Origin of the sequence: Sulfurospirillum multivorans DSM 12446 (assembly GCF_000568815.1) — a bacterium.
In the GTDB taxonomy this organism is placed as follows: domain Bacteria; phylum Campylobacterota; class Campylobacteria; order Campylobacterales; family Sulfurospirillaceae; genus Sulfurospirillum; species Sulfurospirillum multivorans.
On record NZ_CP007201.1, the window covers coordinates 414,255 to 430,446 of the forward strand.

Here is a 16,192-nt window from a genome sequence, read left to right on the forward strand (position 1 = left end):
AAAAGATAATGGATGAATTAGATAGTTTACTTCAAGTGTTTAAAGAGATTGACAATAACTTAAAAAATTCAATGATTAAAAATCGTATAAACCTTTATAATAAAGATTTTGACTATGAAAAATTAGTAAAAATAATAAAAGAGTATATTGAAAATTTCAATATACTCAGAGAAACCAGTGAAGATGAATTAATAAATGATATTAAAAAGAAAGCTACTAATATTTTGTCTTCTACAAAAGAAGAATATTTTAATGTTCATTCTTTTACAAATGATGCAATATCTTTAATTGAAAAAGTTCCTCATGCTAATATAAATCTAAAGATTTTAAAAAAATCTCCAATGTTAATTGGTGCAGAAATAGAAAATAAATTTTACTTATATCTACTGGAAAGAAATTATCAACAAGAGTACATTTTAAGAAATGTTCGATCAAGAGTTAGTGAGCAAATACGTGCAGAATATGATTTTGTAATTCAGGATATACAAAAAAATATTATTGCATATATTGAAGTTAAAGTAGCAAAAAATAAACAAATTTTGTCAAATGTGGTTAATCAAGTGCGCCAGAAATTATATCATGATAAAAATATAGCATTTTATTTAGTTGTTTATTTGAGTGATACACAAAAATTTATTTATATTTTATTAGATGGCGAGAAAGAAATAAATTTAAATGAGTTTCCATCCTATGATGAATTGATAAATAATAGTCCATATCAAACTTTAGTAAAACACACAAATTGGAATAATTTTGTTAATAGTGTAGATTTTCAGAAACTTGCAAATATTCAAAAGCATAAAAAAGACTTAAATTATGAAGAAGGGGAAAAAGTAAGAGTATTTTTGAATCAATATGCTATTTCATTGCAAGAAAAGGTACCCGAACTAAAATCTTATAAGTGGAAACTAAATCAAGCATCAACACAAATACAATGGACTGATGACAATGGTTTTAGGTTAAGTTTTTATAAAGGAGATAGTCTTCCCACATCTACACAAATAAATATTACATTCTGGGCAAGTTGGTATGGCGGAATTTTTATAAAAGATAATAAAAATCTTATTTTTAGCAGACCTGAAATAATAGATGACCTTAAAAAAGAATATCCTAATATGGAATTTGCAAAAGATAAGCAACATGTTATGGCTATTCATTTTAAAAATGGTATGCCTAAGGAAAATGAAGTAATAGTTGCTATACAACAATTATTGGCTATTTTAGAAAACATTAAATCGTTAAATGGTAGTAAATCAATAGAAAGCGAAGTATCTACCGAAAATGGAAAAAATATAGCTATACCATTACAAATTGCAATTAAGAAAAAATCAGAGATGCAATCAGTTCTTGGTGTAGAAGCTGTTGCTAATACATTATCTTCTGTTATAGTGAAAGAATTTGATGATAGTGGAATGATGATAGGGATATTTGGAAAATGGGGGAGAGGGAAAACACATTTTTCTCATAGATTATGGGTATCAATAGAAGAAAAAAAATCAAACTATATTCGTGTTTCTTTTTCAGCATGGAAATATCAAGATACAAAAGCATCTTGGGCTTATCTTTATGAAAATATTTTTGCTGCATATCTTGATGATTTAAGAAATGAAAATACATATATTAAAAAATTAAAAAAATGGACTACTAACAATACTTGGCACAAATTAGTAGATAATTTAGATAACTTTTATATTGAAAAGAAAAAAATATTTAAGGGACCGTTCAGAATTCTGTGTCAATCGGGTAAAATAACAAATACCCAAGGACACAGATATGAAGATAGAAATAGACGTAGAGCAATTTGCTCAAGATATTAAAGCCGGCAAGAGTATTGGTGGCTCAAATGGAGCCTTAGGATCACTCATCAAACAGCTAACCGAAGCCGCGCTAGCAGCTGAGATAGATTCGCACCTCTCCCAAGACCTCAATAGAAATCGAAAAAATGGCTATAGTTCAAAGACTATGAAAAGCGATCATGGTGCCTTTGAACTTGATGTTCCAAGAGACCGTAACGGTAGCTTTGAACCTGAAATCGTAAAGAAAAACCAGACCAGCATGACGAGTGAAATCGAAGAGAAGATTCTTTCTCTCTTCGCACTTGGCAATAGCTATTCCCAAATAGCCAAACACATAGAGGATTTTTACTGCGTAGGCTTCTCTAAAGCCACTATAAGCGCCGTAACCGACAAGATAATACCAATGCTTCAAGAGTGGAAAACAAGACCCTTAGAAGCTGTGTATCCATTTATATTCTTAGATGCCATTCACTACAAAGTAAAAGAGGATGGTCGCTACATCTCAAAAGCATTTTATACAGTGCTTGGTGTTCGAGTGGATGGCAAGAAAGAAGTCTTGGGACTTTACCTCAATGAAAGTGAAGGCGCCAAATTCTGGCTACAGGTGCTTACCGATTTGCAAAACCGTGGCGTTAAAGATATCCTCATTGCTTCGGTAGATGGGCTTAAAGGCTTTCCAGAAGCGATAAACTCAGTCTTTCCAGATACGGAGGTGCAACTCTGTGTAGTTCACCAAATACGCAACAGTCTCAAATATGTGGGCTCTGCTTATCAAAAACAATTTGCTAAAGAACTCAAAGCCGTCTATCAAGCTTTTACCAAAGAAGAAGCAGAATTTGAGCTTGATAAGTTGGAAGAAAAATGGGGTAAAAAATACCCTATCGTCTTTCAATCTTGGAGAAATAAATGGGATAATTTATCTGTCTACTTCCAATATCCAGAAGATATACGTAGAGTTATTTACACAACTAATATCATCGAATCAGTCCACCGCCAGTTTAGAACTCTAACGAAAACCAAAGGTGCTTTTCCCAATGATGATAGCCTGCTAAAACTACTTTATATGGGGATTCAAAATGCCCAGCAAAAATGGACTATGCCAATTAGAAACTGGAGCTTAACAATCTCTCAATTAGCCATTCACTTTGAGGGACGGCTTGATGACGCTTTAAACTTATGATACAATTTTAGGAATTATCCGATGTTGACACAGAATCTTGAACACTACCATATTTAAAATTAATCTCCAAAAGCATTCATGGTTTCCAATTGTTATTTTTTCATCATCTTTTTTCATAGCCTTTATTTGGAGTTTTTCTATTGATAAACCAGCTTTTATAAACTATATAGTTAGCACGTTTGGGATACTAGTAGTAATAAAATTTCTTTTTTTCTTTTTTCAACAAAAGCCATCAGCAGTAAATTTGTATAAAAAATATTTTTTTAAAAACCACTTTAGTGATTATTTAGGGTTACAATCGGAAATTGAAAATGAGTTAATTATATTGTTGAAAACATGGATTCCTAATGCTAATGATGATAAAAAGATAGTTTTGTTTGTTGATGATATAGATAGATGCAAGATAGAACAAGTTATTGATATAGTAGATGGATTAAGAGTAATTTTGGATAATCCAGAAATACATAACCGACTTATCATTATTACTGCAATTGATGAAGGAATTTTAAAACAAGCTTTAGAGCATAAATATAATGATATAAAAAAAGAAGAATCAATAAAAATTTCTTTTATGTATAAAGAATATTTAGAAAAAATCTTTATTATAGGTTTAAAATTAAATACTTTAAGTGATAGTGAAGCAGAAGAAATTCTTCTCACTATCCTCCCAGATAACTTGACAGAAGAAGTTAGCAAAAATAACAATGATCTTTACACTAGAGAAAATAATGAAAGTATTAACCAATCCAATAATGAACTCCAAAAGGATAACTTAGGCAATACTAACGAAAATATAACAGAAGTTATTTCTGATGAAGCTACGATGGAAACAAATGAGCTTGAAAATCATGATGCTGAAGTTGGTGAAATAAATATACACGAAAAAAAATATTTATTAGATGCTATAAAAAGACTAGATAATATCACTCCTAGGAAAATAAGAATATTTTATTATAAATATCTAATAATGAAAATATTATTTGATATTAGAATAAAAGAAAAAAATTTGATACTTGATTGGAATAAAGATAAAAATGAGAAAATAACAATTGATTTACTAATACATTTAGCTAATGATAAAAAAGTAAGTGACTTTCGGTGCAGTATCAAAAAAGAGATATTGAAAGAGCTTGCTTATGTTGCAGAAATGGTTTCTGTATTGTAAATGATGACCCTCTCAAAATCTCTCTACACCCGTGCCATCCAATGCCCAAAATCCCTCTGGCTGAAAAAGTACAAGTCAGAGGTTTTAACCCCTCCTGATGCCAGTGCCAAAGCACGGTTTGAGACGGGTAACATCGTGGGGGATTTGGCGTGTGAACTGTTTCCTGATGGGCGTGAAATACCTTTTGATGCACACGATTTTAAAAGTATGGCGAGGCTGACCCAAGCGTATCTTGATGAGGGTGTGGAAAACATCTACGAGGCGACATTTATACATGAGGGCATTGTGGTGATGGTGGACATCCTGCACCAAACACCTGAGGGCTTAGAGCTGTATGAAGTGAAGAGTTCCACCGATGTGAAGCCTATCTATCTGCATGATGTTTCCATTCAGCTGTATGTTTTAGAAGCCCTTGGGTTTAAGGTTGGGGCGTGTCATGTGGTGCATATCAACTCAGGTTATGTGAGTGAAGAAGCGTTAGAGCTTGAAAAGCTTTTTGTGGTGGTTGATGTTACAGGTGAAGTGCGAGATTTGCAAGGCTCTATTCCTGCGAGACTTGAAGCGTTTGAGGCGTATCTGGACGATAAGTTTCATGAGCCAAACATCGACATCGGCAAACAGTGCAATGACCCGTATGAGTGCGATGCAAAGGCGTATTGTTGGAAGATTCAGCGAAATATCCCAGAGTACAGCATCTTTAACATCTTCAATCTTGGCAGTAAAAAACAACAAGAGCTTTATGCCCAAAACATCGTAGCTATCGAAGATATACCCGAAGACTTTGCGATGACACCCATCCAATGGCAAAAGGTCGAGAACTGGAAAAAGCAACACACATTCATCGACGTTGAGTCAATCGCTGAGTTTTTAGAAACACTCACCTATCCCATCTATCATCTTGACTTTGAGACCTTTCAACAAGCCGTTCCCGAGTGGAGTGGTGTCAGTCCTTACAAGCAAATACCATTTCAATACTCTTTACATGTAGAATACGAAGATGGCACACTGAAGCATAAAGCATTTTTAGCAGAAGCAGGAGTTGACCCAAGACGTGCGTTGGCTGAAAAATTGGTCGAAGATATACCTTTACATGTAAACATTTTGACATACAATATGAGCTTTGAAAAAGGCGTCATCGCCTCACTTGCCCAGCTGTTTCCCGACTTACATGTAAAGCTCATGCACCTACACGGAAGCATCAAAGATTTGATGATTCCGTTCCAAAAAGGACACTACGTCACTCCAAGTATGCAAGGGAGTTACTCCATCAAATACGTTCTTCCCGCCCTTGTGCCTGAGATGGAATTAGCCTATAAAAAACTTGAAGGAATTCAAAATGGCGGTGATGCCATGAACGCCTTTGCATCTTTACATGTAAAGAGTTTGGAAGAGCAAATGAAAGTGCGAGAGCAGTTGTTGAAGTACTGTGAACTCGATACTTTGGCTATGGTGAAGGTACTTAGAAAATTAAAAAAGGTCATCCATGATTGATTACAGAAAACTAAGTGAAAAAAGGTGACAGGCTACTTTTTTATTCTTACATGTAAAAAACTATGAACTTTGGCGTACGGATTGTTGCATTGCAAAGTATTTCAAATTGAAATTTTTTCAAAGAAATTGAACAATCAGGAGCTGGATAAAGCTTTGGAGAATGCAAACGCAAGGCTTTAAAGCATATAAAATTTTTCATAAAATCTTTTTTAATTTCTTTTAAATATATGTTGTGTAGTATTGTGTATTGAAAGGGCATGGATGAGTAAAAAAGATAAGCTTTTGAAAGCGATGAAAAACAACCCAAAAGATATTCCATTTGAGGATATTAAGAAGCTTTTAGAAGGTTATGGCTACACATGCCATAATAGTGGTTGTAGCCATTATGTGTTTCGTAAAGAGTTTTGTGAACATATTGTTATCCCTTACCACAAACCCATTAAAGCTATTTACGTTAAACATGTTTTAGAGATATTAGGAGAACTAAAATGAAAAAGAACCTTGATTATTATATGAATTTAGATTATGAGATTATTGTCAAAAAAGTTAAACCGCAAGACGGTGGTGGCTGGTTTGCTTACTATAAAGATTTCAAAGGCGTTATGGGTGATGGTGAAAGTGCTGATGAGGCATTACAATCTGCACAAGAAGCATTTAAAGCTTTAGTAACGGTTATGCTTGAGAGCAAAGAAAGTATTGCTGAGCCTAATGAAGCGGATAAAAGCCTTCGCATCAATATCTCTATGCCAGAGCGATTGGTTAAAAAGATTGATGATTTTATTGCACCTTTGCATATCACACGTTCAGCTTTTTTACAAAAAGCAGCCATAAAAGAGATTGGGGTGTAGATAAGAAACTATTATTCTGGATTTTGTACATGCGCAGTTTTTTTTTAGATTACTTTACATGTAAAGTTTGTTCTAGCTATTTACATTTCTTCTCCCAATGCCCATTTTTTAACACAGCCGAAACTCCAAAGGATGTTATAATTTTGCATTCGTTTAAAGGATGCAAATGCGCGTAGGAATTATTGGTGTGGGCGGTGTTGGCGTTGAACTGGTCAATTATCTTCTCACACTTGGCAGTATGAGTGAAATTGTCTTGGTCAATCGCAACAAAGAAAAGGCGATGGGCGAAGTGGCGGATTTTTCGTATGTTGAGTCGTTTACTTACGCACGTAACACGCATTTGCACAGTGGCGATTATGTGGATTGTGCGCATTGCGATGTCATCGTCATTACCGCGGGAATTACGCTCAAAGGGGAGCAGACGAGGGATGCGCTTTTAGGTGAAAATGCTGCGTTGATTCGCACACTGATGCATGAGCTTTATGCCTACGCGCCACACGCGATCATCATTATGGTGACCAATCCTGTAGATGTTCTGACCCACATTGCTTTCAAAGAAGGGCTTTACCCAAGGGAGCGACTCATCAGTGCGGGAACGCTGGTGGATACGGCGCGTTTTATGAAGATCGTTAGTAAAAAAGTGGGGATTGACCCTAAAAATATCAACGGGTATGTTTTGGGTGAACATGGCAAGGGAAGCACGCTTCCATGGAGTATTTGCAACATTTGTGGGCTGGATGTCGATACATTTTGTGAGCTCAATGGCTTGCCATTGCTTGATCGTGCACAGATTTACCAAGATGTTATCAACGCTGGATTTGAGATATTTTACAAAAAAGGCAATACCAATCACAGCACCGCCGCAAGTGTTTTTCGCATCATTCGCGCCATCGCCAACGATGAACACTCCGTCCTTCCTCTGGGCGTTTACTTAGAGGGTGAGTACGGATTAAGCGATGTGGTGCTCAATGTTCCCGTTGTCGTGACGCGAAAAGGTGCAACGAAAATCCTCAACTACAAACTCCTTCCCGAAGAGCTTGAAGCGTTACATGTAAGCGCGAAAACGATGCAGAAAATGGCGCAAGAGGTGCTTACAAATTCATCGCTTTCAGTTGCGCCTCACTCATAGGCGTTTTAGCTCCTTTTTCATCGTACTGAAATCCACCAACGGGGCTACTGTGTTTAAATTCGATTTCATTGGCAATCTTTCCAGATTCGTAGTAGAGTTTGGAGATGCCTTCTGCTTTGTTCTCATGAAACGGCGTTTCGCTTTGCACTTTGCCAGACTGGTAGTAGATCTTTGCGATGCCCTCAGCCTTGTCGTTGATGAAAGGCGTTTCACTTTGAACTCTGCCCGATGTAAAGTAGCTTTTTCTTAAGCCCTCTACGATGTCATTTTTAAACGGTGTTTCACCTTGCAGTTCGCCTGATTCGTAGTAGGTTTTGCCTACGCCTTCACGTTTGCCCTCTTTGAAGGGCGTTTCGCCACGTAATTTGCCTGAGTCATAGTAAAATTTTCCTGTGCCATTGGCAAGTGCGTGGGTTTTGACCTCGATTAAAACACCATCGTGTCTCTCTTCCAAATCGCCGTATTCGTAAATTTTCTCAGCACCATAAAGCGTTACGCTCAAAAGCAGTATCAGTAACCATTTCATGTTTAGATTCCTTCTAAATTTTTCGCGCATAGTAGCATATTAGATTTAACAGCGCCACTTCCATTCGAGAATTTCTGGCATATCCTGCCCGTACGTTTCGATGTAGGTTTTGTGCTTCCTCAGTTTTTCGCGCATTTTTTCCTTAACCTCTTTGGCGAAAGGCTGCATTTTGGGCACGCGATCCATCACATCCATGACCAGATGAAACCGATCCATATCGTTTAAAACGACCATATCAAAGGGCGTTGTGGTCGTTCCTTCCTCTTTGTATCCTCTTACATGTAAATGCTCATGATTCGCTCTTCGGTACGCCAAACGGTGAATCAACCACGGATAACCATGGTACGCAAAAATCACAGGCGTCTCTTTGGGGAAGAGCGCATTAAACGCTTCATGGTCAAGGCCGTGTGGATGCTCTTCGCTGGGTTGCAAGCACATCAAGTCCACGACATTGATAAAGCGAATGCTAAGACTGGGCACAAGGGTGCGTAAAATGCTCACCGCTGCTAGGCTTTCCAACGTTGGCACATCGCCACAGCATGCCATCACCACATCGGGATCGCTTTCTTCGTCATTGCTTGCCCACTGCCAAATCCCCATGCCTTTTTCGCAGTGTGCAACCGCTTCTTCCATGCCAAGCCACTGCAATTCGGGCTGTTTGCCTGCGACAATGACATTGATGGCGTCACGACTTTTGAGGCAATGTTCTCCAACCCATAAAAGTGTGTTGGCATCGGGTGGAAAATAGACGTTGACAATGTGCGCTTTTTTGTTCACAACGACATCGATAAAACCTGGGTCTTGGTGTGAAAAACCGTTGTGATCTTGTCTCCAAACGTGCGAGGTCAAAAGGTAATTTAAAGAGGCGATGGGCTTGCGCCATGGGATTTCACGACTCGTCACTTTAAGCCATTTGGCATGTTGGTTGAACATTGAGTCGATGATGTGGATGAACGCCTCATAACACGAGAAAAAGCCATGCCTTCCCGTGAGCAGATAGCCCTCAAGCCAGCCTTGGCAGGTGTGTTCGGAGAGAATTTCCATAACGCGACCGTCTTGGGAAAGGTGATCGTCGCTCTCATCATGCTCTGCCATCCAAACGCGATTGGTCACTTCAAAAAGGGCACCTAAACGGTTTGATGCCGTTTCATCGGGGCCAAAGACGCGAAAAGTGTGCATATTGTGGCGCATTACATCGCGAAGAAACGTACCTAAAACGCGTGTGGATTCAGCGATAGATTGCCCATGAGATTGAACGTCCACCGCATAGGTTTTAAAATCAGGCAGATGTAAAGGTACTAAAAGCGCACCGCCGTTGGTGTGAGGGGTTGCTCCCATGCGTTTTTCGCCTTGGGGTGCAAGGGAGGCGAGCTCTGGGATGAGTTTACCCTTTGTATCAAAGAGCTCTTCGGGCTTGTAGCTTTTCATCCAGTTTTCAAGAATCGTGATGTGATCAGGTTTTTTATCAAGATCGGAAAGAGGAACTTGATGAGAACGCCATGAGCCTTCGGTTTTCAGTCCATCGACCTCTTTAGGCCCCGTCCAACCTTTGGGACTGCGTAAAATAATCATAGGCCAAAAAGGGCGTTTCGTGTTTGCATTGACTCTGGCTTCATGCCAAATCGTTTTGATCTTAGTGATGATGGCATCCATTGTTTCTGCCATTTTTTGATGCATTAGCTCAGGCTCATCGCCTTCAACAAAGTAGGGCTCATACCCATACCCGATGAAAAGTTTTTCAAGTTCGTCATGGGAAATGCGCGCTAGTACGGTTGGATTGGCGATCTTGTACCCGTTGAGGTGAAGAATGGGAAGCACGGCACCATCACGTTTTGGATCTAAAAATTTATTGGAGTGCCACGCGGTCGCCAATGGCCCTGTTTCGGCTTCGCCATCGCCTACCACGCAACACGCGATGAGCTCTGGATTGTCAAAGACCGCACCATAGGCATGTGACACTGCATAACCCAGTTCGCCACCTTCGTGAATGGAACCGGGCGTTTCGGGTGCGGCGTGGCTTGGAATGCCACCGGGGAAGGAGAACTGTTTGAAGAGCTTTTGCATGCCTGCTTCATCTTGCAAGATGTCGGGATAGACTTCGCTGTAGGTTCCTTCCAAATAGGTGTTGGCAACGACCGCAGGGCCACCGTGTCCAGGACCTGCGATGAAAAGCATGGTAAGGTTATCTTTAAGGATTATTCGGTTCATGTGCGCGTAGATAAAATTCAGCCCCGGCGTTGTGCCCCAGTGCCCTAAAAGGCGAGGTTTAATATGCTCTAACCTCAGAGGCTCTTTCAAAAGTGGGTTTTCAAGCAAGTAAATTTGCCCCACAGAAAGGTAATTGGCGGCGCGCCAATAGGCGTTAATGCGCTCTAATTCAGATGATGAAAGTGGTTCATGTTTCATGGAAGCCTCCAGCGAAAATGCGTTGTAAAGTTATGCTACTTCAATTTTACTTAAAGCACATTGGGGTTGTGTTATGATTTTATTTTTTATATTTCTTAAAGGATTTTTGATGCTTTTAGCCATGACCCATTTGCCTTCACCCAAGTTGCAAGAGTGCGAACTCACGTTTGTACAAAGCGAGCCTATTTCCCTTGAAAAAGCGACCCTTCAACATGCTGCATATTGTGCGATGTTAGAGCGCTGTGGTGCCAAAGTGATGGTTTTAGATGAAAATTTAGCCTGCCCCGATAGTGTGTTTGTGGAAGATCCGATCATCGTTTTTGACGAAGTGGCGGTGTTGACTTCAATGGGCGTAGAATCACGCAGAGCTGAAAGTGCATCGATGGAAAAAGTTTTTTCCAAATACCGCAACGTGGAGCGCATCGTTTTGCCTGCTCAAATTGAAGGTGGCGATGTGCTAAAAGTCGGTAAAAAAATCTTTGTCGGCAAATCGCCTCGCACCAATCAAGAGGGTATTTCCGCACTTGAAGCGATCATCAAACCCTTTGGTTATGAGGTGATTGCTGTGAGCGTTACGGGATGTTTGCACCTCAAAACAGGCGTGACAGCACTGGATGATCAAACGGTTTTGATCAATTCAAACTGGCTGGATGCGGACGCCTTTCATGGCTTTATCAAAGTTGAAGTACCAGAAGACGAGCCTTTTGGGGCAAATGTACTCAAAATCGGTGAAATTCTCTGTATGAATGAAGCGTTTCCTGAGAGTATTAGCCTTGTCAAATCATTGGGATACAAGGTTGAAACGGTCAATATCAGCGAGTTTGTCAAAGCCGAAGCGGGGCTCACGTGCATGAGCGTCGTGTTTACATGTAAAGATTAAAAAGCGACCAATTCATTGGCGACTTCGATGAGATTTCCATCGGGGTCGCGAAAATAAACCGATAAAAGATCACTCCTTGCGCCAGTGCGCTTTACGGGGCCTTCAATGCAGACAACGCCACACTGGTGCAGATGCTCTAAGAACTGAGAAATAGGCATTTGCGTGATCAAACATAGATCGGCTGAGCCTGCCATTGGGTGTGTCGCTTTGGGTTTGAACTCATGTCCGACTTCATGCAAATTGATTTTGCTATGCCCAAATTTGAGTGCTTTTCGACCTTTGAAGGTGATCTCATCCATCTGCAAAACCGCGGTATAAAAAGCACAACTTTGTTCAATACTTGCAACCGTCAAAACAAGATGATCAAGATGTGAAATAAGCGACATAGCTTTCCTTTGAGAAAGAGGAGGGGGTTAACTCCTCTTTTACATGTAACGTTTTAGAGCGTGATTTTTGTTCCCAAAACGACGAGAAATTTAGCGATCCACTGAGGATGTGCTGGCCATGCAGGAGCGGTGACAAGGTTGCCATCCACGGTTGCTTCAGTCACTTCGATAGACGCATAGGTTCCGCCCGCTTTCGTGACTTCAGGTGCGCATGCAGGGTAGGCTGAACAACTTTTTCCTCCGAGTACATCAGCAGCTGCAAGCAGTTGAGCCCCGTGGCAAATCGCTGCGATGGGTTTGTTGGTTTTGGCAAAATGGCGTACCATCTCTAGCACTTTTTCATTGAGCCTCAAATATTCAGGAGCGCGACCTCCCGGTACTACAAGCGCATCAAACTCTTCGGCTTTGATGGCGTCAAATGTGCCATTAAGTGTAAAATTGTGACCTGGTTTTTCACTGTAAGTCTGGTCTCCCTCAAAATCATGAATCGCTGTGCGGATAAACTCACCCGCTTTTTTGTTTGGGCAAACAGCGATCACCGTGTGACCCACTGCCCCTAACGCTTGAAAAGGCACCATAACTTCGTAATCTTCAACGTAGTCTCCGACGATAAACAGAATTTTTTTTGCCATCATGACTCCTTTTAAAATGGTGTTATGTTTGATTATAGCCCGTAAAGATTATAAAATCAAATTATTTGTAAGCCTTCTCATAAACCAAAGGATAGTTTAAAAGTGGCAGATATTCGCCATCATACGACACATCGTTTTCATCGATCAATGTTTCTACGATGCCCGCACCTTCCGTCAATGTTGCCTCTTTTTCGATGGGACGATCGGTGATGATCTCACCTATGTGATACGCTGTTCCATCAAGGTGTGTGTACGTCTCTTTGCCAACTCTAAAGTAACGATACGTAAAAGGTGTTTGAGCAAACACATCTTTTCCCAACGTGAAGCGTTGTGTCGCGACGACTTTTCGATACCCAATAGCCGCATTTAAAGCCTCTTTTTCAGTGGGATAAAGCAGTCTTGGGTGAATAAAACCCTCGTTTGTCAGATACGCTTTTGCTTCCACAAATTCAGTCATCAGCTTTACATGTAAACGTTGTTGCTCTACTAACGTGCTAGGATTTGACACATCCAAAGGACGCCAGTTATCGCTGTAACCGCGCTCTTTGGTAATGCTTTCCTTCAAAAAAGCTTCCATACTCTCAGGCATAACGCCGTACAGATTGGCTCCGACAACATGCTTTAAAAAATATCCAAATTCGCCTTGATGTGTTTTGCGGTTGAGCGGATCACCTCTACCTGAAGTCGCTTTGCCTTCTTTTAAAGTGTAAGCGAGATAATCCATCTCACCCCAGCCCAGCTTTTCGGGAAATTTACGAGGAAATGCCCACGTCGAATCAATCGTGTTGCTGCTCCCTGAGGTAAACGAGGAGGGCTCAAAACCGTAGTTATCGCTATGGCATCCCACACATTGCATTAACTCTTCGCCTTTTTGAGCCCTTAAATGACCCTTGGCATCTTCGATGAAACCAGCGAGTATCCAGCCTGCACCGTTGTTGATCCACCCTTGTTTTTCGTTGAGATAGAGGGGTGCATTTTCCTCTTTTTCCGCCGCTTCCCCTGGGTAATACATACGCGTTTTAACCATATAACGTATCTCTTTCACCCGTGTGGCACGTGTGCCATTTTTGCGAAGATCGACATAATGCAAAGGATGAGCAAACTCGGTGTAAAGTGGGTAAAGTCCACGGTGAACCTCTACCTCATTCGCCTTTCCGTAGTAGGTTTTAGGATCATTCGGCTCAAGTCTGTCGGTAATGGCGCGTTCTAAAAGATCAAGGTTTTGAGCATAAATGAGCTCACTCCACGCCCCTTTTTCATCTTGCATAAAGGCTTTAGGCAGGCGAATGTAAATGCCAGAGACACTGCCGCTCATCGGTGTGAAAATACCATAAGGCATAAAGTTAATCGCACGCCAGCCTGTCATATCTGCAAACAAAGCGCGTGTTTTAGCTTTGGTTCGCACAAAACCATCCTCTTTGGCTGGAAGATCGGAGGGGCTTAGGTCAGGAAATAGCCGCCAAGATGACGCATCGTCTCCATTTTCCCACCCCACTTTTCCACCACGCTTGGCATAGGCTTCGCTCCAATTGTCTTCTTCTAAATAGCCAAGCATTTTAGTTTCATCAAAACGGTTAGGGCTTTGTTGATAGGCTGTTTCTAACTTTTCAGGAAAGAGAGTGTTTTCCCAAGGATTGATGCTGGGTGATTTGGTTTGCTGGGTTGCAGGGGCAAAACTGTAGGTGGTTTGCAGATTACCCGTAATGCTTGAAAGTCCTGCTTGGGGGTTGTTGTTGCCAAGACGTGCGCGAGCAGGGGCATTGGTGTGGCAGAACATACAGGCGTTTTGAGTTCCACCACTCGTTTCGATGTAGCACTGCGCAGGGATGTTCGCATACGGGTTTGCAAAGATTGTTCGACTGACAAATTCACCTTTCAATGAGCCGCCAAAGCTCACGACGGAGCTAAGGCAGAGTGTGAAAAGGAGGCGATTAAAGCCCTGGGATGCCATAAATATACCCTACAGGCGCTTGGAATTTATCGATTTTTGGAGCAACTTTGCTTTGAAGGTCTTTATCCATCGTTTTGATAAAATCGCCTTGATGTTGCGCGTTGCTCATGATGTACGCAAAGCCGTTCATATTTTCAACCACTTGAAGTCCTGTGGATTCTGCACCTGCGGGAGTGGAGAGAATGCGAGAGAGCTTTTTCGTATCAATGTTATACGCCCAAACGAAGTTATTGACATGCGTTCCACTGTCTTCACCGATGAAAAGTGTGCGAGCACGTGAGGAGTAAAAGAGGTTGTCGGTGTTGGCTATTTTATCGACGGCACAGGTATTTCCAAGTGCATCGGTAGCGATCTCTTCACCCAAAAGTGCGGAAGGCACAGACATACGCGTAGGCACAAAATCACTTTTTATCAACTCTCCATTGCTGTCTTTAATGCCAGAGGCAAGGGCGACTTCATAGGTTCCACCACAGCGGTTTTTAGCGACTTTGATGTCGTCTTTGGCAAACGTCGTATCTTTTGCCATTCCTTTTTCGATGTACGACATGGCGATGTAGAGTTTTTTATCTTCTTTATTAAACGCGACACCTTCCATTTTGTTAAACTCTGTCGTAGCTCCTAAATAAGCGGCATAACGACGTGTCTCTAAAAATGCGGCAGCGCGTTCCATGTTTGGTTTGAGTTTAAGGTACTCGATCTCAGAGTGTCCCGCTTTTACCGCTTTAAAACCTTCGTGTTTTTTCGGGTCAAATTCTGCTGGAGCGTACGCTTCAAAGATGTCATTAAAACTCAGTTTCTCTTTCCATTGAGAAACCTCTTCAGAGCTTGCGTGTCCTAGCTTGATCCAACTGAGTTTGGCTTGTCCACCATCTCGTGCGCCATCTTCATTCGTTTGAGACCAAATGGCGGCATACAGTGTACCGTTATCTAAATCTTTTGCTTTATCGCCTATGTACATGTAAAGCCCCACTTGTGCACCATCATCGCCAAAAAAAGCTGTTTTTTCATCGCTCATGATTTTTGCCATCTCCCATGTTCCACGCCCCATAGCGTAGTGTTTGGTAACCGTGGTTTTGCTCGTGTCATTGACTGCAACTTCGGTGATGTAACCATAATCATAAGCTTTAGCCTCTTTTTTACCTTCAAAATAGAGCTCACTCATGGCTTTAAGCCCTTTTTGCGCGGCTTTGTAGTTTTTTCCACTTGCGGCGGTAAAGTAAAGATCGTAATCCTCTTCGCTACCTAAGTGGGTGTTCCAAGGTGTTTGCGACCCAGCACAGGGAATCCAGATGCCGCCCACTTTAGAAAAATCAATCGGATACTGATCGACCGCTTTGAGTTTGCCATTTTTGGCATCTTGTTTGATGGACGTGAGTGTCATACTCATAGGAGCGCGGTTATGCCAGATGTCACTTTTCTCAGCCGAAGAGCCATCGCTTAAAATCCAGTCATATTCGTAGTGTGTGACAAGATAGAGTGAACCATTGACATTTAAGAGTGAATTGCTATCGGGTGTTTCAGCGATGAGCGGTTTTCCAAAAGGGTCCATCAAGGGTTTCATGGACATAGAGTAGAGTTGTCCTGCGGGATTTTTGTTGGTGCCGACTTTATCTTTTACCCCAAAAAGTGTTTCATACGAGAGGGCTCTTTGTATCTTTCCACCGTTTGCAGTGTGGATGATGACTTTGGCTTCTGAGTACGCTTTTGCCATTTTTTCAGGCGTGCTTGGCGCATCCATACCTATAAATTCAACCATGCTTCCTGCGCATAAGCTTGATGCCACGAAAGAAAGAGATACACAG

At 41.0% G+C, this 16,192-nt stretch carries 14 protein-coding genes; 8 read left to right on the forward strand and 6 right to left on the reverse strand.

What is annotated here, in order from left to right; genetic code table 11:
• Positions 1–8 precede the first annotated feature (8 nt).
• The 7 genes from SMUL_RS17020 (at position 9) to SMUL_RS02200 (ending at position 7,609) form a co-directional block, all read left to right on the forward strand.
• Positions 9–1,817: a P-loop NTPase fold protein gene (locus SMUL_RS17020; RefSeq protein WP_025343627.1), complete on the forward strand. Its 1,809-nt coding sequence runs from the start codon at positions 9–11 to the stop codon at positions 1,815–1,817.
• Positions 1,774–2,976, forward strand: a complete 1,203-nt coding sequence (locus SMUL_RS02175; protein ID WP_025343245.1) for an IS256 family transposase — start codon at positions 1,774–1,776, stop codon at positions 2,974–2,976. The genes SMUL_RS17020 and SMUL_RS02175 overlap by 44 nt, the downstream gene beginning before the upstream one ends.
• Before the next feature lie 37 nt (positions 2,977–3,013).
• Complete coding sequence (locus SMUL_RS02180) at positions 3,014–4,141, forward strand: P-loop NTPase fold protein (protein ID WP_025343628.1); 1,128 nt, start codon at positions 3,014–3,016, stop codon at positions 4,139–4,141.
• Between the two features lie 3 nt (positions 4,142–4,144).
• Positions 4,145–5,632, forward strand: a complete 1,488-nt coding sequence (locus SMUL_RS02185) for a DUF2779 domain-containing protein (RefSeq protein ID WP_025343629.1) — start codon at positions 4,145–4,147, stop codon at positions 5,630–5,632.
• Between the two features lie 261 nt (positions 5,633–5,893).
• Positions 5,894–6,124: a type II toxin-antitoxin system HicA family toxin gene (locus SMUL_RS02190; RefSeq protein ID WP_025343630.1), complete on the forward strand. Its 231-nt coding sequence runs from the start codon at positions 5,894–5,896 to the stop codon at positions 6,122–6,124.
• Complete coding sequence (locus SMUL_RS02195; protein WP_025343631.1) at positions 6,121–6,480, forward strand: type II toxin-antitoxin system HicB family antitoxin; 360 nt, start codon at positions 6,121–6,123, stop codon at positions 6,478–6,480. The genes SMUL_RS02190 and SMUL_RS02195 overlap by 4 nt, the downstream gene beginning before the upstream one ends.
• 166 nt (positions 6,481–6,646) lie before the next feature.
• The gene (locus SMUL_RS02200) at positions 6,647–7,609 is read left to right on the forward strand and encodes a lactate/malate family dehydrogenase (protein WP_025343632.1); all 963 of its coding nucleotides are present in this window, start codon (positions 6,647–6,649) and stop codon (positions 7,607–7,609) included.
• On the opposite strand, the gene SMUL_RS02205 is transcribed toward SMUL_RS02200, so the two are convergent.
• Both SMUL_RS02205 and SMUL_RS02210 read right to left on the reverse strand, forming a co-directional pair.
• The gene (locus SMUL_RS02205; RefSeq protein ID WP_025343633.1) at positions 7,572–8,135 is read right to left on the reverse strand and encodes a toxin-antitoxin system YwqK family antitoxin; all 564 of its coding nucleotides are present in this window, start codon (positions 8,133–8,135) and stop codon (positions 7,572–7,574) included. The genes SMUL_RS02200 and SMUL_RS02205 overlap by 38 nt on opposite strands.
• Positions 8,136–8,180: 45 nt before the next feature.
• On the reverse strand, positions 8,181–10,541 hold the full coding sequence (locus SMUL_RS02210; protein ID WP_025343634.1) for a phosphoketolase family protein: 2,361 nt from the start codon (positions 10,539–10,541) through the stop codon (positions 8,181–8,183).
• A gap of 109 nt (positions 10,542–10,650) precedes the next feature.
• Here SMUL_RS02210 and SMUL_RS02215 point away from each other — a divergent pair, with 109 nt between their 5' ends.
• A complete protein-coding gene (locus SMUL_RS02215; RefSeq protein ID WP_025343635.1) occupies positions 10,651–11,421 on the forward strand; it encodes a dimethylarginine dimethylaminohydrolase family protein in 771 nt (256 codons plus the stop codon).
• On the opposite strand, the gene SMUL_RS02220 is transcribed toward SMUL_RS02215, so the two are convergent.
• The 4 genes from SMUL_RS02220 to SMUL_RS02235 form a co-directional block, all read right to left on the reverse strand.
• On the reverse strand, positions 11,418–11,807 hold the full coding sequence (locus SMUL_RS02220) for a VOC family protein (RefSeq protein WP_025343636.1): 390 nt from the start codon (positions 11,805–11,807) through the stop codon (positions 11,418–11,420). The genes SMUL_RS02215 and SMUL_RS02220 overlap by 4 nt on opposite strands.
• Before the next feature lie 53 nt (positions 11,808–11,860).
• Entirely contained in the window at positions 11,861–12,439 is a 579-nt protein-coding gene (locus SMUL_RS02225) for a DJ-1/PfpI family protein (protein ID WP_223809751.1), read from the reverse strand.
• Between the two features lie 61 nt (positions 12,440–12,500).
• A complete protein-coding gene (locus SMUL_RS02230) occupies positions 12,501–14,390 on the reverse strand; it encodes a hypothetical protein (RefSeq protein WP_025343638.1) in 1,890 nt (629 codons plus the stop codon).
• The gene (locus SMUL_RS02235; protein ID WP_025343639.1) at positions 14,371–16,146 is read right to left on the reverse strand and encodes a PhoX family protein; all 1,776 of its coding nucleotides are present in this window, start codon (positions 16,144–16,146) and stop codon (positions 14,371–14,373) included. Before SMUL_RS02235 ends, SMUL_RS02230 begins: the two co-directional genes overlap by 20 nt.
• Between the last annotated feature and the right edge of the window lie 46 nt (positions 16,147–16,192).